Here is a 23,778-nt window from a genome sequence, read left to right as displayed (position 1 = left end):
GCCCAGGCAAAGTGATCGCAGCGACCAAAGATGAAGTATGGAAACTCATGGAACTCCACGCGGTGGTCGCTCATGGAGAGGACCCCAGCTCTTGGGATGCCGACACTCGAGAATATCTGGAAACACTGATAAAGCCCGCGTGATCAAATAAATTAAGCTTCAAGTTCCTACGGGTAATCGGCCAAAATTATCAACTTGGTTTGTTTAACCGCGAAGGGCAGCTTTCCTCCGCAGCTGGGAAATTGCTAGGCCCATTTGTGAGTATCCGGTTTGGGCTGCGGCCTACCGCCAAGGCGCCTAGAAGCGCAAGGCCATCACGAACCCAAATCGGAAACGTGTGAGATTGGTTTCCATCACAAACCATCCTGCTACAGCGAAACCCTGCTTCTATTCAGGCAAACCGGCTAGTCGCAAAGACGCACAGTCTTTCTCCAGCCTTTTTCTGTCAGAGAAAAGTTGAGTATTCGCCCAGTCCGATATGGAAAACTGAGGGCGGTATTTCATCACATTCCGTGCTTCATCGCGAGCGGCCTCAAGGTTCTCCGTCTCTACATGGACGATTACGAGGTCGAGGTGACCAAAGCCTTCAACCCTTTGACCATATTCGGTGAATGCTTTCTTGGCTTCCTCGTATTGACCGTCGAGTCGAAGGGCTAAACCCAGAACGCCTGCGTACCAACCTGGATAGTGAGGGTTCAGGGTAATGGCTTGTTGTGCGACTTGGATCGCTTCATTTGCCTGGCCATTGAAAGCTAGGGTGATTGACAGTCTGGCAGCCACGTCAGCGTGGTTTGGATTCAGCGCTAGTGCCTCGTTGAACTTCTCGATAGCCGAAACCAGCTTGCCATCGATTGCATCCGCAAAACCCGCAATAGCGTGAGCCTCTGGGTTGTAGCTGTCTATTTCCAGAGCCCGCTGAGCGCAGTCACGAGCCTCCGCTAGCGCGGCACGCCGGTCAGCAACAAATCCATGTCGTGCTTCGACAGTGCAAATGAATCCCAAAGTACAATACGGAGCCGAGTAACCCGGGTCGAGTGCAATTGCCTGTTGTGCAAATCGGCGAGCGTCGGCCTGAGCTTCCCTGGTAATTCTGCGCGAAGCCTCAACGGCCTTTAGTTGAGCAGTCCACGCGCCTAGGTTATTTGTGCCGGATCCTCTGAAACGAGCCATTTCTCCCGCCAACAGTTCGACTTGAAGCTCGGTTGCAATCCTAAGTGCGATTTCATCCTGAACTTCGAATACATCTTCAATGAGGCGATCATAGCGGTCTGCCCAAATATGCATGCCGGACTTTGCATCGATTAGCTGTGCTGTGATCCTCACCCGGTTACCGCTTTGACGGACACTTCCCTCAAGAACAAGATCGACACCCTGCTCCAGACCGACCTGTTTCACGTCAACGGAGCGACCTTTGTAGACGAATGTAGAGTTACGCGCGACGACCAGTAAATTCGGGAGTTTTGATAAAGTGGTGATGATCTCTTCGGTAATTCCATCTGCAAAAAACTCCTGATCGGGGTCAGAAGAAAGATTATCGAAAGGTAAGACGCCGATTAGCAGAGACTTTGTATGGCTAGCCGGAGTTACTCGCGGTGGGGCAGAACCTGGCGGCGACCATTGGAAAACTTCTATTGGTGACGGCGCGTTCTTAAACTGTCGCTCTCCAGCGCGATAAAATTGCTCAGCGAGGCGCTCGTCAAGGCTGCGATGGACGACATCTGAAATTAACACAGCCCCTTCGTTGGAAGCCTCTTGTAGACGTGCAGACAGATTGATGCCATCGCCGAAAATGTCATCGTCGTCGAATACGACATCTCCAAGATGCACGCCCACTCGTAGTTTCAATGAGGACTGAGTTGACACCTGGCTTTGAAGATCAAGGGCGCATCGTACTGCATCAGATACCGAGTTAAACTCGACTATCCATCCATCACCCATCCTCTTAACGACATTACCTCGATGATCGCTAACCAAAGGATCAAATAACTCTCGACGTAGAACACGAAGTTCGCTGAGAGTCCTATTTTCATCTGCCTTAATCTGGCCTGAGTAGTTTACTACATCGGCCGAGAGTACTGCGGAAAGTCTGCGGTCTCCATTCATGTCTATTGGTAGCGCAAATTACGCTGCTTGGAAAAGACAACATGATTTTCTGAACGTCGCGCATGTCCTAGTGAATGGCTTAGTGCAAAACTGAAAAGCGTGACTGTGAATGTCTGCTTCGGGCTGAGAGCGGTCATCGATTGGTCGGGTTCTCTACTAAATTAGACAAAATCATCCCCACACGACTTATCCACAGGACACACTGTCCGGGAATTATGGGCACAGTGACATTTGTAGAAGCGCTTATCTTGTTTTTTGCGCCTTGCAAGAAAGAACACCCCCGCGCAGTGCGTCGCCATAGACTTGTCCTTTCGGCCCTATAAAGACCAGACGCGTGTGTGGACCTGTCTCTGTCCAACAGTCGCCCTCTCGCATGCTCCATCTGGAACCGACTCTTTGGAAGATCAAACGCTGATCCGGCTTTTGGGCAATGAAAACAAATCCCTTTGCCCTGAGTATCGTATCAGGCAGATCAGAGAAGAACTGCTGCAAAGCTTTTTCGTCGAGCGCGTCGTTGGTTTCCACACTGATGGTTTCAAAACCGTGTTCGGCTTCGGGCACAGGGGATTCATAATCGGAGACGTCTTGTTTTGTGTCAATGCCAAGCGCCACATCTGTCGGTATCCGGCCTTCAATAGCCTCAAGTATTGGCGTATCCGCATACAGAGCCCCGACGCGCGACTTTGCTCGAGCGCGGCTTTCATCGGAAAGCAAATCAAGTTTGCTCAGCAAAATCATGTCCGCTGACACGAGTTGGGCGTTGAATAATTCGCGTGTCGCAGGGTCGCTCGCACGTGCTTCAAGTGTTTCCGCGTCGACAACTGTGATGATACCGTCAAGCCGGATCGCTTCATTTGCAAGCGCGATCTGAGCAATCGAGCCGGGTTCGGAAATGCCGCTACATTCCAGAACGATGGCATCTGGGCGATCTCTACGCTGGGCAATGTCGACGAGTGATTTGGACAGGTCACTCGCAACAGCACAACAGGCGCACCCGTTGGTCAAAGTAATCGTGTCGTCGGTTTGTTCGGCAATAAGTTCCGCATCGATGTTGATCTTGCCGAAGTCGTTCACCAAAACAACGATTTTGCGGCCTTGCGGGTCCGCCAGTAACCGATTGAGTAGAGTGGTTTTCCCCGCGCCGAGAAATCCTCCGATGATTGTTAAAGGCAGCGACCTTGCAGGGGCCGCCAATTCGCGAGGCATCGACATGGCGGCAAAGATCAAGCCAGCAATTGTTTGCCTCTGGTCAAGCGCTCGCATGAATTGATCATGCCGCGACGCGGTGTTTTGAGCATGCGGGCGCTCAGTCATTCGGCGCCTCAATAACGCGTCCACCCAAGACTGTGCCCCAAATACCAATGTCTTTGATTTTCTCTGGTTCGACTTCCATCGGGTCTTCCTCCAAGACGCAAAAATCCGCGAACTTGCCAACTTCAAGGCTTCCAATTTCGTTTTCGAGATTGAGAATGTAGGCGGCATCAATAGTAACAGCGCGCAATGCCCGCTCCACACTGATCCGCTCGCCAGGTGCGACGACTGTCTTTTCGTCTTCGGCCAGACGAGTGACGGCTGCATACACGGCAGTCAAAGGATGCATTGGCACGACGACCTGCGGGTAATCGGAGTGCAGCGCAAAAATCACGCCCTCTTTTTCCAAACTTCCAAGGCGGGCTTCGGTCTGCGCGCGGTCTGGGCCATAGGCATTTTCAGAATGCAGGAGAGCGCGGAAATGCGAGAAGTAATTGTTCACACTGGCGTTACCGCCTAGGGCCTTAAGGCGGCGCGCCTGCATCGGGTTGCTCATGGCATAGTGCTCGATGGTAAACCGATGATCGAACCGAGGATGTTCTGCCTGTAATCGAGCAAGTAAGTCCAAAGTAAAGTCTACCGCCTGATCGCCATTGGCATGGCAGTGGATCTGGTGGCCACCTTTCCAAAACGGCACCATGCCTTCATAAGTGGCGTCGCCCGGGAAACCATTTCCACCGTCCAGGTAGCCGGGAAAGTTCAACAGCGCTCCCATGAGTGGGAACGACCCGTCGCTCAGGAATTTAACACCGCCAATAAACAGGTTGTCCTTTTCGTGCTTGGCGAGCTCCCAAACAACGTCCGATGCCTTGTCCCCATGCGCCCCCACAAAGGACATGGCATGCGGTTTCAGACAGAACCGGATAGGCAGGTTCGGGTCTTCTGTTGCAGTTTCGTGGTCATTCAGTTCGGCGTCAATGTTCATCACGCCGAACATAAGGTCGGCGACTGTCGTAATGCCTGCCTTTAGAGCAATTTGACCAAAAAACTTCAAGCCGTCCACGCCACCCAATTGGGCGATAATTGGCATGATCGGGGCGATGCCAATCGAAACACCTTCCACCTCCGTGAAAACGCCGTTCAAGCGCCCGTCCGGATACTGCAAAATGTGGGTCGGGTTTGCACCATCCGCCACGTTGGCCATTTCGATGGCAGCTGAGTTCAGATAGGCGAAATGCGGTGCAAAACCCAAAATGTAAATGGGCCGCGTGGCCGTGATCTTGTCGAGCGTGTCACGATCAATCGACCCGCCTTGGTTCGCAGGGTCAAAGCCCCATGCGATGATGGGTTCACCTTCCTTTTTCGTCTCGTGGAGTTCGCCAAGATATTCGATCACATCGTCAAAGTGCGGATGCGCAGGGTTCATGCCCTCGCGTCCCGGCCAAGGCAGCGGCCCGATGTAGTCGACCGCCATGAAGCCTGCGGACATCCAGCAATGCGAATGCGGCTCGATCAAGCCTGGCAAGACGATTTTGTCTTTCAGAGTTTCATCGACCGTCACGTCGTAGCGCGACAGCCAAGGCTGCATCTGATCTATCGTTCCGAGCGAAAGGATACGGCCGTTCAAAACCGCGACGGCATCAGCCTCAGGTCGGCCCGGGTCCATCGTGCGAAATTTCTTAGCGATGAAAACCGTGACTTTTTCCTTGGTCATCCCAAACTCCTAAAATATCTCCATAACAAGGTTAATGCTCGGGATCGGGCAATCAAAGTAAATTGTGGAGAGTCGGACAATGCACACAACCGCAATCCTCGCCTAAAGCGAAAAATAAGCATTTTGAGTTACGTGAGTGGGAGGATCCGTGTCAGCATCGTGTATGAGACTGGACACAGATTCTTATGAGCCACTTCGGGCTTATCCCTCGTGATTATGGAAACAAGAATTCTAAAATGTCGTTTTGGACACTTCTCATGATAAAAGTGCCTGCGGAGAAGGCAAAGCAAACCGCAGAAGCATTCATTCACCGCAACATTATCGAGGAATGCGCCGATGCCATTCCAGGCTTTCGCCACGGCGAGTTGATGGTGTCGCATGAAGGCGATGGGCAGCTTTGCGTTATGTGCAACTGGACGGATAAAGCCGCCTACGAGCAATGGGTCGCAAGCCCCATTCGTGACAAGCAAAATGTGGACGCCCTCGGCTTCCTAACAGAAAAAGGTTACGAAGCGACTGACATGCATACACTCATGTTCGACAGTCTGCACACCGTCGCACAAAAATAGCAACAAAATCGCTTTTGCTTCTTGGCTTTTCCCTGCGCCTGAGGGCAGACGCAGGACTCCGTTTTTAGTGCGTCATTTGTAAGACTGCGCCGCCGGGCAGCGATGCTGGCTCTTTCGATGGTTTGAACCGATGCACAATTTCGCCACTGGCCGGCACCCCGTCACACCCGGCGGGTTTTTTGTTTTTAGCTCCAATCATTTATTGGCTTGAGAGAGCTTTGACTGATACCGCCCTGCCCTTCTCAGATAGCATAAGTCCATTTTTCATTGGCATCTCACATATGCATTTGTATGAAAAGTTTTTTAATCATGCAGTTAGCCGCATAGTCGCCAAAGTTTCAACGCGTTCCAGAAAGCGACCCCAAGACGGAAAATTTTCGGCCCTCTAAGTTGAGGTTCGCCGCTGCGGTAGTTCGCTGGGTTCGGAACCATAGGACTCTTCCGCGGTCACGGAATCTGGGATTTCATCCCGCTTGAACTTTGTAATTCCAATACCAATCAAAACGACGGGTGTGATCCAGAGCAGGACGGCGTAAGGCGCTATCGAAAGAACGCCTATGCCCATTGTGCCCGCCACAAAGGCGCCATGAACGTTCCACGGAATCAATGGTGAAAAAATGGACCCTGATCCCGCTATTGCTGCTGAGGCGACATATGGTTCCAGACGAGCCTTTATATAGCGTTCTCGATAGGTCGCTGAATTTAGTATTATCGACATGTAAGGATCTGCCGTAGCCGCGTTCAAGCCAATTCCAGTTACTGCTGTAGCGACAATCAGACGTGCGCCTCCAGTGGCCCATGCCAGCAGCGGAGCAAGCAAGCGCCTAAGCATCCCGGAAAACTCGACCAGCGCTCCAAATGCAGCCGCAACGAGTATCAACCAAATAGTCGGCAACATGGACACAACGCCACCGCCTACGAATGTGGAGTCGAGTGTTTCACTCCCGCTGTTTAGTGAAAAACCGTTGCCCAATACTTCAAGTGAAAGCTTACCCCAGCCTCCTAACGTTCCAAGGCCCTCGTCGATCATTAACGCGTCAATCAGATCCTGCTGTGTAAATGCAGCGAGTACTGCCGCAGTTATTGCTCCTGCCATTAGCGACAAGAACGCGGTCGTCCGCGCCGACAGCACGAGAACCAAGATGAGTGGCAAGAATGAGATGAAAGACACGGTAAAATGCTCTTCAATAGCCTGGAGTATTTGAGCACTGTCATAGTTGTCAGACATACCGTGTCGCCAACCAAGAAAAAGGAAAAGCACTGCGCTAGCAATCCAGCCAGGCGCAAGGACAGTACGTAGCGCGCGTGCGTGGTCCTTAGCTTCGGCACCCACCACCGATGCCGTGAGAATGAAGGTATCCGAAATTCGACCTAGGCTGTCCCCCGTAAACGCTCCACAAACGGCAGCGGCTGCTGTGACCAGTGGAGAAACATGCATAGCTGGTGCGAGAGCTACAAACGGCAAACCCACAGCGGCTATCGTGGTGAATGAACTTCCAATTGCATACGAAAGACCAGATGCGACCACAAAGACGATTATGTACAGAAAGCGCGGCGAACCGTATTGAGCTCCGAAATAAATCACTGAAGCAATCGTCCCAGACATAAAAAGTGCTCCAATTAGAGCACCCACCGCAATCAGCACAAAAATTGTTCCCAGAGCTGAATTGATACTATCGGACATGACCGCCGCGAGGTCTTCGGCGGAATTGCCAGTCGTGATGGCGATCACAAGTGCAAGTGTGAGACCAAGCGTCATGGCAATCTGTAATGGACCATCTTCGGCTTTTTCACCGAACAGCAAAACTGATGCGAATATCAGTGACACCATTCCACCGACGGTTACGAGCGAGGCGATCAAAGAACTGGTAGCGCGAGATTCCACTTCATCGTTCATAACATCAATCCCCTGAGCCGATTATTTTAAGGTTCAATTGGTTTGCAACCTGGCGTTGCTTCCATATTGATATCGAAACGTGTTTCCGTACCGCAGACTGCAACAAAGCATACTTGGTCGTATCTTTCTAGTTTCCGGTTGTTTGCGGCCAAGTTCCTAAAACCAAGTGGGGGTTTGAAGGTGGGACTTTCCACGGCTTTCGTTCATGAGGGTTTGTCTTCTCGAGATTGACGGAGCGTGCTGTTTTCTTCATCGTTCGGTGTACTTTCCTCGCTCTTGCTTGTTTCTTCAGCCTCAGGCTCCTCAACCGACAACGGTTCCTCAACACTGCTTTTCTCATCGTCCGGGCCATCAAATTCCGGAGATCCTCTTGGGGGATAACGTAACGTGCCCTCAAGCCTGTCGCGTTCGGCAGTTGCAAAATCCGGGAATGGAAGTTCACGCCGGCGGCGCCACTGTTCAACCTGTTCGACGGCATGCTTTGACTTTGCAGCATCAAGCCCTCCGTCCTGAGACATGTAAACCGTTTGGCTGGGAAACGCGAAGCCAGTACCCGAAGCTTCGACAATTTCCTTCATTCTGAACAAGACATCTTCCTGAATAGCATAAAAAGCGTTCCACTCGCGGGTTTGAGCGTAAACACGGATTTCAATATTCAGAGATGAGTCTCCATACCCTATAAACCTCACCCGCGCTGTATCTGAAGTGATACGTGGGTGTGCGTACATCATTGAACGAGTTTCGGCGAGAACATACCTCAACTGGTCAGTATCCGTTTCAAGTCGCAAGCCAAGCGTTGTCCGGATCATCATTTCATCACAACGGGCCCAGTTGACGAGCTCCATATTCACAAACTTTGAATTCGGAATGGCTATCGTGGTTCGGTCCAATCCACGAACATGGGTTGATCGTACTCCAATGCTTTCAATTGTTCCTTCCTTGTCGAGGAACGAACAATAATCACCAACCTTCACAGCCTTTTCCATATAGATCACAAAGCCGCTGATCAGGTTCTCAAGGGTCGGGCGGATCGCGAGCGCGACTGCAAGACCGCCAACGCCAAGTCCTGCTATAATGCTTAAGAGCGGGAATCCTAGGGTTTGCGCACCGTAGGCGAGAATCCATGTGGCTCCAACAAGAGCGATAATATGGTTGAGCAAACGCATCATACTTTCATCATACTGACGCACAATGGACGTTTTTTTCTCGGCTACCCTGTCGCTTAAGAGCGACATAAATCGCCAGAAGGTTACAGCCGCAGCTGCATAGATCGCGATTGTTGCAAAGAACGTCTCCGTTAGAGCCAAAGAACCTGTCAAAAAGAGTTGGTTGTTAAAGAAATTGTTGAGCGCGAGTAAGATCAAAAGCCCTGCGCTGGCAAAAACGAACTTCCTTGTCGACTCTGGCATTTGTCCCGAAGCAACGCGACGGTTAAGCAGAAACCTAAGCCCGTAAAGAAGTGCCAGAGAGACAATTAAGAAGAAGACAGTGAAACAAATCTTCCAAATTGGAGTTCCCCAAAAGATTTTACGGGAGGCGGGGGGAAGGGCGTTTTCGACAAACAAAGGGATAAACGGTCCACTCAGTTGAAGAAAACGAGTGCTCCATAACTCGCCGATGCGATGCGGTGACTGCATTGCAATTTCACGCAAGTAGCGTGGAGCGATTTGCGACGAACTCGCCGAGAAAAGAAACTCACCCTCCCGGTTTCCCGCGTTGACCCTTTGGATTATTAGTGGGGTATTGGGCACCAAAAAAGTAGTTCGATCCTCCAAGTACACCGTCTCATCGTCGGGTAGAGCTTCCGCTTCTTCCGTTCCAACTTCACCAATGATGTCGATGAGAGCCAGGGCAGTTCTAATGCTCGCATCACGTCTCTCCGCAACGTTTTCTTCCGTTAGATCAAGAAGTGAAATGAGCGCATCACCGATTAGAACCAGTTGCTCCCATTGTTGAGCTGATTTCCCAACCTGGTATTCCAAGTAGATACCAATGAGTGCATCGCGCAAATTTTCCAATGACTGCAACGTGTCTCGTGGCGAATGCGTCAAAACTGGCGGCAGGCTTTCGAATGGCTCAATATCTTCCGTAATTGCCTGCGCAATCACTTGCTGACCGATAAATATCCAGCAAAGAAATGCGGCGATGACCTTTGTCCAGCGGCGTAAACCAAGAACACTCAGCACTGACGTGCCAAAAGAACATCTTTTTGCAGCACACTTCGCGCAAAAATCTTCTTGCTTTCGGGTGACGCGTAGCTCGTGTTCTTGGCTTGCTGGAAGGTTGATCATGCGCTCATTTTTTCCTCAAACCCCCTGATCCAATGCTTCCCGGAGATCATTCGTCCAATCAGCATCCCTAGGCCAATCGCGAGGAGATTACCAAACAGCGGCATGAGGTCTGCAATACCTGTCATCTCACCATGAGAAATCCACGTTTCGATTTCACGAACACCGTGAGATCCCGGCGACAACGCAAAAACGACCGGCACCATCAGCACAAACGTCGGAACAGCGCGTGGTTTTTGTGAAATCCACAAGCTTACGTACATACACACTGCTGCTGAAACCAACGTCCCAAAGATACCATTTGTGCCTATCGCTACGGCCTGCGCTGTTGCCGTGGAGAGCAGCAAGACGCCCAGTGCAGTCAGGAAATGGTCTTTGTCCATCTGAAACGCCCACATGATACCAAGAAGGAATGGAATTCGAGCAAAATAGATGGCCCACCACGGAAACTCCTCGCCGTCAGGCGCAACAGGGAGAAGAGCTGAGACCGGTGTCGAAGTAACAACCGCAGCGAAGTATGCACCAGAAGCCAACAGCACCAGTATGAAGACACTGTAGAAAAATCGATCTACCGCAGGCGACCACCTACCCTGCGCCAGCTCGTAAGCCTGCATACTGATGGAGTCTCCTGGGATGAAGACAAAAGTGGATGCGATCAGCAAAAGTCCCGGTGCAGCTAAGGCATAACCCGTTTGCCAACCGACCATAGCAATCAGGCCACTCGCAAATGCTGCAATTAAGGGACCAAGCCTCGCCAAAGCCGGGTTCTTGTCCACGGCCAAAAACACAGCACCAGTTGCCATGCCCGTCAAAATACCGAAAAAGATACCTTCCCACGTACCGACGACTTCAACAGCAAAAGCCGCCGACACCGAGACGACGCCAAGCCAAACGAGCAATGGCGAATAAGGAGGTTTACTCGACTTCAGATCAGAAAGATTTTTGCAGGCTTCTTCCGGAGTCAGCTTGCCTTCAAAGACATCTGCGAGGTGGTTCTTTAGTTTTTGAGTGTTCGTGAGCGCCGGGAACCCAGGCATATCTACCTTCACGAGAACCGTCTGACCTTTGTACTCCAATATTGCAGACTCTGCACCATAGACGACCGTGACATCCTTTACACCAAAAGAGGCCGCAGCCTTTTCTACGACTTCCTCATGGCCTACGACGCCTTCCCAACTCCACGATAGAAGGAGCTGCATTAGATCGACCAAGTATTCCCTGATTTGTGCGTCGGGTTTCGCCGGGTCTGGTGTTTTGTTAGTCACTCGTTTTCCCTCTCATACGCTGGTCAAAGAAATCGTGTTGCACGCTTGGCCTACTATTCCATCTCCAGGAATTCGACTGTGATGCCGTCTGAGTTACGGACCCAAGCAACGGCATTAACCGGGCTGGAAAAATGATCGCTGTCCACCTCAATGAAGTCACCCAGAAGCGCAAAGCCGTGCCCGGTGGCTTTGGCAACCGCAGCCTTGGCATCATCAACGTAAACTCCGATGTGGACGGACCCCGTATCTACTGGCGTTGAGGAAATGACCGTGCGATTGGGCGGCGACTGGTAACAAAGCAACTCGATACGACTTCCGTTACCGGTCAGAAAAGCCTGCTCTGCCGTCGCATCTGCCACACCGATAAGGCGTCCGATCACCTCCGGCACCTGCTGCCGGAGCTCTACTTGGTAACCGAGACATTCCTCGAAAAACTGAATAGTCTTTCCAATATCGGTGACCGTAAAGCATGTATGATTCAGACTAACACAGTCGCTTTGTTCCACGAGCCTCTATCTCCGGTCCTAGAATAGTGCGATGTGGGCCGCGCGAAAGCATACGAGCGGCCCATCGATATTCAACCGCCTGCCAACTGCTTTGCCGCTGCGCGCATATAGCCGGGGTTGAGGTCCGGCGCGAGATTGACAGGCGACGTCGAGAAGAACACGCCCACGACATCGCGAGCCGGATCGGTGTAAATGCCCTGATACAAGTTACCGTGCTTGAAAAGCGCTCCGTCTTCCCACACTGCATCCCACTGGTGCGAGTTGAAGATTGGCATATCATTACCAAAGCACATCTTTACCCACGAATGGTCGGTAAAATCACCCGCCAGGTAGGCCTCTTTGCTGCTGGCGGTCTGCATCTTGCGCAGCACATCCGGCGACACTACGGGCTCTGCCGAAACCTTGCGCCAGCTTGGCGTAAATATCAGCGCATAGCGCGCTAGGTCTTCAAGCGTGGAATTCAATAAACCATAGCCAATGGCCAAACCGGCAGGAGAAATATTGATCGCCAATGGCGACCGCGCGCCGATTTTCGACCAGATACGCTCGCCAAGATAGGCGGTGTAGGTTTGTCCGGTCACGCTTTCCACTGCTGCGCACAATACTTTGGTGATAACGGAGCTATAGCGCGCAACTTTGCCCGGCGACTCGCCTGCTATGGGGGCTACGTCGCGCAGCACCTCATATTCATCTTCCTTTACCCCATCCGCATTCGGGATCCCAAAATCAGCCGCCAGCATCCGTTGAAACACAGAATGGGGGTCCATCGTGGCCTTGGCATCCTCGGAGATATCGAGACCTGACGCCATGTTCATCGCATCGATGAGCGCGACCTTGTCCCACTCGGACCCTTTTAGCATAGCCGCAAAATCAGTAACTGGCTTGGATGTGTCGACCTTGCCTTCAAGCTCTAGCATCGTAAGCAGAGTGCCCACGGCCGACTTAGCGACTGAAGCCCAGATGTGCATCTGTTCAGGATGCATGCCCGGAAAGGCTTCGTAGACGACCTCGCCTTTGTGCAGGATCATCACGCCTTGAAGCCTCGTGTCAAAATCCGCGATGTGGTCATCCAAGGTTGCACTTTCACTGCCGTCACCCAGCATGTAGGTTAAGTCCCCCAGCGATGGGTTTGGTCGACGAGCTAGTTCACTGACCGGACCTTTGGAATAGGTAAAGGCAGCCGGCACGAATTCGGTCATGTTTGTGGTGTAATACAGCGCGTGGTCGCCACCCAACTGCATGTGCGTGTTGCTAAAGTTTTTTCGGGCTGCGGCGACGAACTCGAGGTCGAACCCATCGTGTACGGCACCTACTGGCAGCGTTACTTTAGCGCCTGGTACGCTCATTGGATCGTCTGGTGCATGAACAATACGATGGCCTAAGGGCAGAAAAATACCAGAAATCTCTGACAGGGGCGTTCGTGGTTTCATTTCAGTTTCTCCTTTTCACAGTGCATTAGTTTTGCTCAGTCAAAAAGCCCCGACGTCGCGATGTGCCTCAGGTATTGCATGATCGAATCGTCCGCCGCGTTCACCGAAAAATGCACGATAACCAAATCGCGAGACGACGACGCATAGATTGCCTGCCGTTGGAAGCCAGCCTTGAACATGTCGCCGTCCGGCCAGAGTGATTGTGCCGAAATTCTTGGGTTCAGTCGCGATTTTACCGATTTCCGGGTTGATGGGCTTCGGCAGGGCAGCTGGTGGCAACAGGTTCGGGGCGGGACCACTGGTCATAATTGCTTACTCCTATTGAAAAATCAGATCGGAGGAGGCAGAATCTTCTCACCTTTTTGGCTATTCACAATTCGGCTGGGTTGAGCACTGATCCGCCGCGCAACCACGCCAGTTCTTTTGATGGATTGAAACAGTCCGAAACCTCTCCCGTTGCTCGAATGTCCTTCTTAAGATCGAACATTACGACCGGCGCTCCGTCGCTCAGGTTGAGCTTGTGCAAATCTATCCAAGCGACTGTCGGATTCTGAGTGAACTCGAAATAATACCTTCCATTGGTCAGATCACTGATCGTGCGCCAGCGGGTGGGAGAGACGTTGGGCCGGGTTGGATCACTAATACCCCAAGGCGTTGACATGTTCCGAATGACGGCCAGTACATTTGCGACAGCCTCATGGTAGTCAGCCGGCTCCTCAGGCAGCGCACTGAGATAATAGGCGCCGCGCACAAAACGTTCGTCGGCCTGCGAGCCGCCCGGAAGCGGTTGATCCCCGCCAAGACCAACATACTTCTTCATGTTTTCAAGCTGTTGTTCGTATGGTGGCGAGTTCGTCATGATTGTGACATCACGGCCTTTGTGAACGCTGAACTTTCCGTCCAACACCTCGATTACCGCCGAGTTGCCGGTCTTGTCGGCAATTGAGTAGTGGAAGGGTGACTGCACCTTGTCATCAAAATGCATCATGTAGATCGGCACGATCTGAATGCTGTCTAGTGCAGCGAGCACTTCGTCCACCGTCGCGAAGTTGTCGAGCATCCATTGCGCAAAAATCGAAACTGACAGACCGCCCTTTGAGGTATCGCGAGGGCCAAAGTCCGACTCCGCGAGATACAACAGGTTGGCGTTCAATCCCGCTTCGTTCATGCCATCAGTAATTGCCGCGCCGTAGCAGGCCCCAACTATACTTCCGTACTTCGATGTCCAGGTCTCAGGATTGTCGTCTACCGCGCCGTCACGCTTCATCCCTTTGGGAAACGCGTAAACTTTGGTTTGCAAGCTCTCGAACCAATCCTCATTCCGGCCTACCAGCATTGGTTGGCCATCCTTGTTGAAAAAAATGCGCGAACACATGGTCTTCTCCCTGTCTCAGACTCTACTGTTGATCTTGGCCTGACTGTCGCTTCAAAACTTTGAAGGTTACCTAGGCAGCGGATTACCGTTGATTGCCCGAACGATAGCACGCGCCATGCCTTCTTCCTGGTTTTCCCCATCACTGGTGCTGAAGAATGCCACGACGGTGTCGGTCTCGGGTGAGATGTAAATCCCCTGCCCGCCCACTCCGGCCTTGAACAGGTCGCCGTCTGAAAAGACAGCATCCCACTGGTAACGGTTAGAGATCGCGCCGGCATCATCCCAGAAGGTGATGCTGTTCTTCTTGCCGATCCAGCCCTTGTCGTACATGTCGAGATACGTCCGGTCATAGATCTTGGCCATGACCGCGTCAGGGATCAGTTGCTCACCAGCCAGCTTCGCGCAGCTTGGCGAAAAGGCCATGCCGAACCTGGCCAGATCGCGCAGCGTAGAGTTCATGCCGAAAAAACCGAGTGTATTTCCGGTCGGGCTGACCACGTAAAAAGCGTCATGCTCCATGCCAAGCTTAGACCACAACCGTTCTGAGAACTGCGCGTAGAGCGGTTTGTCGGCGATCCGCTCATTAATCCGGTTCATGACAAAGGTGTCGATGGAGTTGTATTCAAACTTCTGATGCGGTGGAGAATGCCGCTCCATATCGCGCAAGACATCAACCCATGTTTCATTGCGACCGCGCACATCGGGCAACATGCCGACCGCGCTCGTCGCCGCCCAGCGAAACCAGATTTGGTCAGGATCGGTGCGCGAGTTTGGCTCCGGCTCATCGTGCTCTGTGCCGTTGAGGCCCGTGGCCATGTCCATGGCTTCGACGACTTTCACCGTGTCCCATACCGATCCTTGCAATTCTGTCAGGTAGGAACTGACCGGCGCGTCCACATCGACATTCCCCTCATGTTCATGCATCGCCATCATGGTTGACCCGGTGACTTTGGTGACGGACATCCACAGATGCTTCTCATGCGGTTTCATCGTGCGATAGCGTTCGTAAACGATCTCACCACCTTTCACGACCATCATGGCGTCGATTGGTTTGGTGGCAAAATGTTCATCCACGCTGACCCAGTCACCATGCTTGTTCCGGTATTCGATATTCCCGATTGACGGGTCGACTGCGTAGGGCAGGTCGACCACGGGTCCACCGCGCATTACCTGCGCCGTTGGTCTGATTTTTGAGAAGTTCACATAGGAGTACTGCGTTTCAGGAGATGGAAACTGTACCTTGACCATATTCTCCGGCGCGTTGAGATAGGCGCTGATCTCGAGAACGCGGTCAAGCGGCACGTTTGTACTGAGATCTTCGGGTTTCGCGAGGATAGGTCCATCGGTCGATGTATTCGCCACTTTTTTGCTCCCAACTGTAATGAAACTTGCGTTTGTCCAATATCACAATGAAATCAAACAAGATCATGAATCGAGATAGATGCAACTGTTTTCTGGTCAAACTTGTGGGTCATTCGCTTGGCGCCCCTATCTTGACCAAAGGTGCCTTACCAAAGACGTGGAAAGTAACCTTCCCCCGGTCTTTCGCGTGATGGGATACAGCCCGCCAGACCGGATCAAAGTCGGTGAATTCCTTGGTATCGAGGCGGAAGCCTAAAGTTACCCCTGAAGCTTGCGAGTCGCCGTTGAAAAAAGCTGCCCACAAGTAGGCACTTCGACAGATTTTTCTTTTTTCGCACTTTCACCAGTCGAGAGATGCACGTGCACCTCGCGACCTGTTTGATCAACAGCAAGACAATACACAATCGATTGAGAAACCGATCCAGTGGCGGCAAGAAGTCTTTTCAGGGCACTATGGCCAGAATGACGAGTCCGACGACGATAAATGTCAAGCTGGATACAGCGCCTGGTAAGCCAAAGGCAACAGCCGGTGCGGAACTCTTGGCATCCTTGCAGACCTCAGCGATTGCGACGCCTGTCATGACGCCAGTCGTGGCACCGGCGTTCTCAGCAACGTTCAACCTCATGATGAAGTGCCCGAACAAGAAACAAGAAATCGTGCAAACCGTCGTCACAAATGCTCCGGCAATCAGAAGGTTTACCCCAAAAGCCTGCATGGTCGAAATCAACGAACCACCTGCGCCAATTGCGACAGCCGCGATAAAGAGTGACAACCCTAGGTCAGAGAGCGCCGTTGCCGCGGGCGCGGATACCGACCCCATGCTGGGGCTGCGGGTCCTTAACCAACCGAGAATAGCCCCGCCAAACATGGCACCCATTGCGGACCCCCCGAGGGGTGGAATTTCAATCCCGGCTACGGTCACTGAAATCGTACCCAAGGCCGCAAATATGGCGATGAAAAATGAAGTATTCATCAAATCAGTCGTCATCTGGTTTGTGACCTCGTAACCGACTTCGTCGGCAAATATCGACACACACCGTGCTGAACCAAACACAAACAGCACGTCCCCAGCGATCAGTTCAAAATCCTCGTCGTCTATTGGCATTTCTGTACCGAGCCGCACTACGCGCTCCAGGCTGACACCGTAGCCATGCTCGTTTAGCAGTTCCGAGAGTCTTCTGCCGACGTGTGCATTGTTGGTGAGAACGAGTTCTGCCGATGCCATATCCACGGCCAAAGCGTCATTATCCGCAACTTCCGGCCCCAGCGTCTCATTACCCCTCAAGAGCAAATGGCTGGGCGCAAGGAAGGTCAAGATATCATCTTTTGCAAGGACCAGATCATCGGTGACGGTCAAACGTTCTCCATTGCGAATTACCTGCTCAAGTGAAGGTAAAGCTCCTTCTTCTCGCCGCTTTTCAACGTTTTTGACAAGCTCGCCAGTTGTACTTCCGATGTACTTCGGTAATTCCAGCCTCCAGGCCCGAACGGATGGCGCTACGCGCTTCTGGGGCACACTCCCGACTGCGTCAAGTTTCGCCGCTTCTTTAGCTATGTCTGCTCCCACAAGCGTTGGGCACAATTTAATAAGGATAATTAGTCCAAATGTGCCATACAGATAAGTGATGGCGTAGGCGCTGGCGAGGATATTGCCCGCATCTGACGGCGCCATACCCTCTGGAAGCTGGACCGATCCGGAAAACACAGCGCCTTGAGCGGCGGCTAGGACCGCAGATGTTGTGACCGCGCCGGCAGTCAGCCCACCGGCGACAATGTTGTTCAAGCCAAACACCAAAGCCATGAGATAAACCGAGACCCCAGCGACCACGGCAGTAAAAACGCACATTACCAAGTATTTGAAAGCCGACTTACTTGTTAAAACACGCACCAGGCCAGGTCCAACCATCGTTCCCAGAACAAAAAGGTAAATTGTAAACGTCAACCCTTTGATTATTTCCGGAACTTCGATTTGTGCCAATCCGATAACCAACCCGACAATCAGTATTCCTGTAGTTGGTCCAAGCCCGATACCGGCAATCTTCAGCTTGCCGACCAGATACCCCAATCCGATGACAACAAAGAGAAGAATGACAACATTTTCTCGAGCATAAGAAATCAAAGCTTCCACGCGTCTCTCCCGATCAGGCTAGTTCCTCAACTGCAATATTGCGGCACACCAATCGATGTCCAAGGCCAAGTATTCTGTTTCAAACACCACCGTCTCTGGCTGCTTTAGGCAAGTTATTCAGCAAGATGTGACTTGTCATCAAGCGTTTTCAACAGCTTCACAATGTAGGCAACCATTCTGTGACACAGGGCTGTCGCACGGGGCAAGGCTAGCCAAGGAGGAGAGTGAACGCGCCATTTCAGCCTGTTTAGGATTGCAATTGGAAAACTCATAAGATCAAGATACATCTCGATTAATGCATTATTGTGATCTCATCAAACAATGCCATGACCATGGACTCGTTGCGCCTTAAATCTGCTATCAAGTTAGCGTTGGCTTTGGTGCTCGCGTATTGGATAGCCTTGTCGATGGATTGGGCCAAGCCTTACTGGGCCGGTCTCTCAATAGTTGCATGTTCGTTGACAACATTTGGCGAGTCCTTTCACAAAGGACTACTCCGGCTGGGTGGCACATTCTTGGCAATTGTCGTTGCGATTGCTCTACTGTCGCTGTTCCCGCAGGATCGTTGGCTATTTATCGCAGCGCTCAGTTTATGGCTGGCATTCTGTTGCTTCAATATGTTCCGAACGTCTCGTTCATACTTCTGGATGACTGCCGGATTTGTGGTGCCCATATTGGTCATTGGAGGCGGCGAAAACCCAGTCAATGATTTTACTGTTGTGGTTCTTCGAGCTCAGCAAACCGTTCTTGGTATTGTATGCTTCAGTGTCGTCTACTCACTGTTATGGCCCTACAGCAGTCGGGAACAGTTCGAAGAAGAAGTACGCAAAGCGCTTACTTTGAAACGACGTCTTCTGATGGCGACATTGGACATCTTGACTGGAAATGAGCGCAAGGAAGACCTGCCAAAGCTTCGGATGCAGATCGCTCAATTGCACTCTACTGTCGAGAGGCTTTTGGATGCCGCAATTGTCGATAGTTATGATGTCTGGGATAGACGCATTGTCTGGCGTCAATTCGTGGCAAATATGGCGTCACTGGACCGAGAGCTTCAGCGCCTATATTTGAACGCAAGAGACTTGGAAGACTCCCGTGACACAGCCCAAGTCCAATCGCTTTGTTCTGCGATACTGAGTACCGAGCAATATCTTATTGAAGCAGAGAAAACTCTCTCCGGAACAGCATCGCAAGTTGGGGATCACACCGAAAACCAGATTACCCAAGAAATGGTCAATAGCGGGCAAGGACACTTCCAGCTTGCTGCCATGACTGCTACCCGTCACAATGTCCAACGGTCGCTAGAATACAGTCGGTCTTTGTCAGAACTGATGGCCGACATCAAAGATGCAGGCCGGAAGGCAAACACACGGCGTTTCGCCTCATCCCAACAACCTGAACCCACATCCGAAATCCTAGATCGGGATATGTGGAGCGCGCTAATCCGTGTTCAGGTAATATTTCTTGCGACAGTGGCATGTGTCCTGTTTGTTCCAGGCTTTCCCAATCCGGCTCTTGTAATCTGCATAGGCGTTTCTCTCGCTCTGAACCTTGCTTTACATCCGCAGGCATCTGTCTCCATCGCGCTGCCTTTCGCAGCGATTCTACTGTTGATCGTTGGAACTGTTCACCTTCTTCTATTACCGCTATTGGCCACCTTCTGGCAGTTGGCCTTATTAATCTTCGGCACCACAGTCCTGGTGGCTTACTTAACTTCCCGCCCGGAACAAATGATTGTTCGAAGTTTTTTCCTGAACTTGTTTCTGGTCGGCCTTCAGATCGATAATCAGCAGCAATACAGTTTCCTCTTCTTTGCAACCATGTTCATCGGTTTGTTCTGTGTAATTGTGATCATCGAATGCACTCGTTTTTTCCCGGTTTCTTTAAGGCCGGAAGTCCGTGTGGAAGCTCTGATAAAGCGTTTCTTTTCTAGCGCGGATTATGTGGTCCGACACAGCCTCACCGACCAAAGTGAGCAACCAAACTGGTTTAATCGGATGCGCCTTTCGCTACATGTCAGCGAGATAGATAGTATTCCGACCAAACTTGTTCCTTGGCTATCTGCATTGTCGGAACCAGCACTGGGCAATACCAAAAGGACGGATGCGCTTCAAATCGCGGCAAGTTTAGAAGCGCTGAGCAGCAAGTTAATTGAATTTGCCGCAACCCGAAGACTGTCACAGGCAGCTTCAATGAGAGAAGGCGGTGGCGAAGCAATGAAGCAGTGGCGCTTGGCCGTTGCGGATGTAATGTTGGATATTGAACGCGACCCAGGGCGGATTGACCCTGAATATCTGCAAAACAGGCTTCAAAGCGCTACTGTAGCTCTTGAGAAGACTGTAGAAGTCCTAATTAACAAAGAGCCTAATTCAAATTTGAATACCGCTGACTACGAAAACATGTACCGTCTTCTTGGCGCGTATCGAGGTCTTGCGGAGGGTGTTTTGGGGTACACCGGCCGAGCGGCATTCATTGATTGGCCCGCACTACGAGAGTCCCGTTTTTGAGGTCGAAGAAAAAATGCTACCTGTTCCAAGCGAATTCGACTTTTTTGGCATCTACCTCTCACCACTTTTCGTATCTTCCCTACTGGCAGTCGTTCTAACTATGATGACGGCGCGTGTTTTGAACCGTTTCCGAATGTCGCGTTTCATCTCTCATCCGGCGTTGGTTTTTGTTGCACTTGTAGCAATCTATACGTCCGTCATCGGAACCTTTCTTATCCCGGCATAGTCAAATGAACCGAAACATCAAGTTGATCGTCACAGTTGCAATCGTACTCGTCGCTCTGGGCACCGTGTTCTTGAAATACGCCAATTACGTGTCCAACCCTTGGACGCGCAATGGGCAGGTCCGCGCAAATGTTCTGGAAGTTGCACCTCGTGTTTCCGGGCCAATTGTCAACCTTCCGATACGAGACAACCAATTTGTAAAGGCTGGGGATCTTCTCTTCGAAATCGATCCGCGCACTTTCGAAGCCGCACTGTCGCAAGCACAAGCGAGATTCGACAAAACCGTCGAAGATCTGGCTTCGTTGGATAAGCAAATTGAGGCCGCCCGTGCGAGTGTTCAGCAATATGAATCGTCCATCCAACAAGCCGAGTCTCAATTGTCATCCGTAAAAGCCCAGCAGACAGAGGCACAACGTCAATTTGACCGGGCCTCTGTTTTGGTAAGCGACGGTCGCATCCCCGAGTCACAATTCGACGAACTACAAAGAGATTTGGACGTTGCTCAAGCAAACACCGCCAGAGCACAAGGCGGAGTGGTTCAAGCCAAAGCCGCGCTCGCCCAAGCGCAGGCTTCGCTGGAGGGCTCAATTGCAAGCCGCGGCGTAACTGGTGAGGAAAACTCAAGCCTCCGCGAGGCTAAAGCTGCTCTAGAAGCTGCGCGCCTCAACCTTGAATTCACTAAAGTACATGCCTCAGTTGACGGATATGTTGCAAATCTGACATTGCGTCTCGGCAGCCAGGCTGTCGCTAATCAACCGATCCTTGCACTCATTGATGCCCAAAGCTTTTGGGTCGACGCTTATTTCCGCGAAAACTATGTGGGCGATATATCCCCTGGTAACCGCGCCGCCATAACGCTCATGTCTAACCCCGATATCGTAATTCCTGGGGTGGTAGATAGCATCGGGCGAGGAATCGCAAAAAGTGATGGGAGTGTTGGGGTCAATCTCTTGCCAAACGTGAGTCCAACGTTTGAATGGATCCGGCTGGCACAGCGAATTCCGGTAAGAATAGAAATTGACCAACTCCCCGAGGGAGTCGAATTGCTTGTAGGCACAACGGCGTCGGTTCTTGTGATGACTAATACGGATTCAACCGATGTAAATGAAGCGTTACCACCGCCGGCGCCGACAATTCTACAATAGTCGGTTCAATAGGTTCGGTACTCGCGAGGCCTACAAGACGACTGGTTGGTGATACGTGAGTGGTTGGAAGCGCACGGTGTCGCTGCCCCTGATCGCGTCTTTTCTAAAGTGCCTGAGTTGGCGGGCAACATGTCCGATTGGCGCCCTATGTCAAAGCATGGCGCACAAGACTAGTGACGAGACGCCAGTTCTGCTGGCCACCAGTTGTAGTGCTGCAATCCTAGTAATAACAACGCTTTGTCAGTATGGAGATGCGCAAAATGAGCAGACGACACCCCATTTGGTATGGCGTAGGCGTTACTATAATCCCCTTAGTCGTTCTGATTGCCGGGTACTTTAATATCCACCCAGAAATCTATCGAGGAATCCCGCAGGGATTTGGATCAGAGCGAGACTCTTCGCGATCTGGTATCGCGTGGGATGAAGATGAAAAGGAAGATCCGCCCTTGGAGTATGTGTCTGATTCTTTTGAGGGACTGTACATTTCAACCGAACGGGCGTCCGTGACTAGCTTTTGGAGCCTTTGGAACGCACCAAGCTCAGAAATCGAGTATGAATGGCGATACCGAGTTAAGAACCTGACTGATGATGACCTACGAGTTTCTGTCGAATATGAACTCGTTGGAAAACATGATCGGGTTTTTGCCACGTCTGACGGCTACGAAGATGCCAAACCCGGCGAAACGGTGGAAATCACCGGCAAGGGCCGTATCGACTATTTCGACGCCAGACAGGTTTTGGGTTCAAGTTGGGGAATTCGTCGAAGGCCAGTTCCTGGATCGTAGCACCGAGAGATTACAACGAACACAGGGTTTGCCGCAAAACAAGGACTCAGGCACAGTGTCCGCACGGGGGTAACCAGATAGGATTGTGCCCGCGGACACACCTAAGTGTGGCATGAGAGGCACTTCACAACTGTGACGTCTTGAGCTATTCCTAAGTTATGACTTGCTGCCTACACCAATTGAGCACCCGAATAACTCGCTGATTCAGTGAGCCTTTGGGAGTGCCATGGTGGGCCGGGAGTCTTATAAGCTCTTTACGCCAGATTAGCGTCGACGGTGAGGGATCATGCCCCTCCACTCCTACCATTTAGGAGGAGTCTGTCATGTCGGATAGCAATAGCGGTGTCGTCGATTATGACGACATCAAGAATTCAGTTGAGGAAGAGCTGGGCCACACGCCCGACGGCTGGGCAGGTCTGGTCACGGATCTTTTCCAGAAGATCAAGGAGCACTGCGACAAGCAGGAGATCGAGTATCCTGTGGTGTCTCAGATCAAGCAAAAGTTTGGCCAGTTGCGTATCTATTTCGGGACTGTGGTTAAGGATGAGCGGATCGACAGCTTGATTCAAGCGACTATCGAGCGAGCCAATCACAGCTGCGAAAAGTGCAGTAACGCAGCCCAGGTGCAGCTCGTAGAGGGCTTTGTCGCAACGCTGTGCTGTTGGTGTGCGCATGAGCTCGTGTCGTCCAGGCGTCCGCAGAGTAAGCGCCTATTCGGAGATGGGCGGCCTGTGAAGGATGGGATGGCCTGCAATGTGTGTGGCTATAGGGGTCAGATCGACCGGACTGATGAGCACGGACGTTGCCCTGCTTGCGTGAAGAAGAATTGGTGAAACATGCTCAAAGTCATTGTCTTTGTGAATGAGAGAGAGGTTGCCAGGGCTCACTTGAGCAACATCAGCGACCTCTCTGATATCTCCGACTATGAAGTCCAGATGAACGAAAGAGAATGCGCCAAGCTCGGTATTGCAGAGCGAGGCATCAAGGGCGAGATCCTGAGCCACAAGCGCAAGCAGACCGTCTGGGCTTTGGTCGAGAAGGCCGCAACGCTCTGGATGCGGAAAACAGGTGAGCGAGGTGATGAACTGACCAGGGCATTCCTGGCGAGGAGAAAGGCCGAGTTTATCGCCGGGCGACTGCCGCTGTCTGATCCGATCACCGCAGAAGAGATCAGGGCGCGCAAAGTGTATGATGAGAATGACGATGAGAGTGATTGAGCCGGTTTACACC

19 protein-coding genes are annotated in these 23,778 nt (G+C 51.8%); 7 read left to right on the top strand and 12 right to left on the bottom strand.

Translation table 11 applies throughout. The features are described from left to right. Nucleotides 1-387: 387 nt before the first annotated feature. The 3 genes from ACR0ER_RS05320 to ACR0ER_RS05310 form a co-directional block, all read right to left on the bottom strand. The gene (locus tag ACR0ER_RS05320; RefSeq protein ID WP_480703688.1) at nt 388-2,103 is read right to left on the bottom strand and encodes an adenylate/guanylate cyclase domain-containing protein; all 1,716 of its coding nucleotides are present in this window, start codon (nt 2,101-2,103) and stop codon (nt 388-390) included. 243 nt (nt 2,104-2,346) lie between these two features. After that, a complete protein-coding gene (locus ACR0ER_RS05315; RefSeq protein ID WP_170788790.1) occupies nt 2,347-3,417 on the bottom strand; it encodes a CobW family GTP-binding protein in 1,071 nt (356 codons plus the stop codon). Further along, a complete protein-coding gene (locus ACR0ER_RS05310; RefSeq protein WP_170788791.1) occupies nt 3,410-5,068 on the bottom strand; it encodes an amidohydrolase in 1,659 nt (552 codons plus the stop codon). The genes ACR0ER_RS05315 and ACR0ER_RS05310 overlap by 8 nt, the downstream gene beginning before the upstream one ends. Nucleotides 5,069-5,325: 257 nt before the next feature. Between ACR0ER_RS05310 and ACR0ER_RS05305 the strand changes: the two genes are divergently transcribed. Further along, complete coding sequence (locus ACR0ER_RS05305) at nt 5,326-5,637, top strand: antibiotic biosynthesis monooxygenase family protein (protein WP_353392269.1); 312 nt, start codon at nt 5,326-5,328, stop codon at nt 5,635-5,637. Nucleotides 5,638-6,022: 385 nt separating this feature from the next. Here ACR0ER_RS05305 and ACR0ER_RS05300 read toward each other — a convergent pair whose 3' ends face one another. The 9 genes from ACR0ER_RS05300 to ACR0ER_RS05260 all read right to left on the bottom strand — a co-directional run bounded on the left by ACR0ER_RS05300 (nt 6,023) and on the right by ACR0ER_RS05260 (nt 17,889). Next, nucleotides 6,023-7,534: a Na+/H+ antiporter NhaC family protein gene (locus ACR0ER_RS05300; protein ID WP_170724473.1), complete on the bottom strand. Its 1,512-nt coding sequence runs from the start codon at nt 7,532-7,534 to the stop codon at nt 6,023-6,025. Nucleotides 7,535-7,737: 203 nt separating this feature from the next. Next, nucleotides 7,738-9,825 (bottom strand): mechanosensitive ion channel family protein, encoded by a 2,088-nt coding sequence (locus tag ACR0ER_RS05295; protein WP_480768012.1) that lies wholly within the window; start codon nt 9,823-9,825, stop codon nt 7,738-7,740. Beyond that, entirely contained in the window at nt 9,822-11,087 is a 1,266-nt protein-coding gene (locus ACR0ER_RS05290) for a threonine/serine exporter family protein (protein WP_170724471.1), read from the bottom strand. Before ACR0ER_RS05290 ends, ACR0ER_RS05295 begins: the two co-directional genes overlap by 4 nt. 53 nt (nt 11,088-11,140) lie before the next feature. Then, nucleotides 11,141-11,593 (bottom strand): VOC family protein, encoded by a 453-nt coding sequence (locus ACR0ER_RS05285; protein ID WP_170724470.1) that lies wholly within the window; start codon nt 11,591-11,593, stop codon nt 11,141-11,143. Nucleotides 11,594-11,664: 71 nt separating this feature from the next. After that, the gene (locus ACR0ER_RS05280) at nt 11,665-13,023 is read right to left on the bottom strand and encodes a serine hydrolase domain-containing protein (protein WP_170724469.1); all 1,359 of its coding nucleotides are present in this window, start codon (nt 13,021-13,023) and stop codon (nt 11,665-11,667) included. Between the two features lie 39 nt (nt 13,024-13,062). Beyond that, nucleotides 13,063-13,329, bottom strand: a complete 267-nt coding sequence (locus ACR0ER_RS05275; RefSeq protein ID WP_170621461.1) for a hypothetical protein — start codon at nt 13,327-13,329, stop codon at nt 13,063-13,065. Between the two features lie 64 nt (nt 13,330-13,393). Continuing rightward, entirely contained in the window at nt 13,394-14,398 is a 1,005-nt protein-coding gene (locus ACR0ER_RS05270) for a linear amide C-N hydrolase (RefSeq protein WP_170621463.1), read from the bottom strand. Between the two features lie 66 nt (nt 14,399-14,464). After that, nucleotides 14,465-15,760: a serine hydrolase domain-containing protein gene (locus ACR0ER_RS05265; RefSeq protein ID WP_170724468.1), complete on the bottom strand. Its 1,296-nt coding sequence runs from the start codon at nt 15,758-15,760 to the stop codon at nt 14,465-14,467. Nucleotides 15,761-16,203: 443 nt separating this feature from the next. Then, nucleotides 16,204-17,889 carry an aspartate-alanine antiporter-like transporter gene (locus ACR0ER_RS05260; RefSeq protein ID WP_170788792.1) on the bottom strand — a complete coding sequence of 562 codons (1,686 nt, stop codon included), beginning with the start codon at nt 17,887-17,889 and terminating at the stop codon, nt 16,204-16,206. A gap of 326 nt (nt 17,890-18,215) precedes the next feature. Here ACR0ER_RS05260 and ACR0ER_RS05255 point away from each other — a divergent pair, with 326 nt between their 5' ends. The 6 genes from ACR0ER_RS05255 to ACR0ER_RS05230 all read left to right on the top strand — a co-directional run bounded on the left by ACR0ER_RS05255 (nt 18,216) and on the right by ACR0ER_RS05230 (nt 23,765). Continuing rightward, nucleotides 18,216-20,393: an FUSC family protein gene (locus tag ACR0ER_RS05255; RefSeq protein WP_170621469.1), complete on the top strand. Its 2,178-nt coding sequence runs from the start codon at nt 18,216-18,218 to the stop codon at nt 20,391-20,393. 13 nt (nt 20,394-20,406) lie between these two features. Further along, nucleotides 20,407-20,619 carry a DUF1656 domain-containing protein gene (locus ACR0ER_RS05250; protein WP_170621470.1) on the top strand — a complete coding sequence of 71 codons (213 nt, stop codon included), beginning with the start codon at nt 20,407-20,409 and terminating at the stop codon, nt 20,617-20,619. 4 nt (nt 20,620-20,623) lie between these two features. Beyond that, nucleotides 20,624-21,763, top strand: a complete 1,140-nt coding sequence (locus ACR0ER_RS05245; RefSeq protein ID WP_480768011.1) for an HlyD family secretion protein — start codon at nt 20,624-20,626, stop codon at nt 21,761-21,763. A gap of 260 nt (nt 21,764-22,023) precedes the next feature. After that, nucleotides 22,024-22,548 carry a hypothetical protein gene (locus ACR0ER_RS05240; protein ID WP_170788793.1) on the top strand — a complete coding sequence of 175 codons (525 nt, stop codon included), beginning with the start codon at nt 22,024-22,026 and terminating at the stop codon, nt 22,546-22,548. Between the two features lie 323 nt (nt 22,549-22,871). Beyond that, nucleotides 22,872-23,381, top strand: a complete 510-nt coding sequence (locus ACR0ER_RS05235; protein ID WP_170724464.1) for a hypothetical protein — start codon at nt 22,872-22,874, stop codon at nt 23,379-23,381. Nucleotides 23,382-23,384: 3 nt separating this feature from the next. Further along, the gene (locus ACR0ER_RS05230; protein WP_170724463.1) at nt 23,385-23,765 is read left to right on the top strand and encodes a hypothetical protein; all 381 of its coding nucleotides are present in this window, start codon (nt 23,385-23,387) and stop codon (nt 23,763-23,765) included. The last annotated feature ends 13 nt before the right edge of the window (nt 23,766-23,778 follow it).

Source organism: Ruegeria sp. CH8 (genome assembly GCF_056536985.1).
Note: the sequence above shows the minus strand (reverse complement) of the source record. Positions and strands in the feature narration are given on the sequence as shown.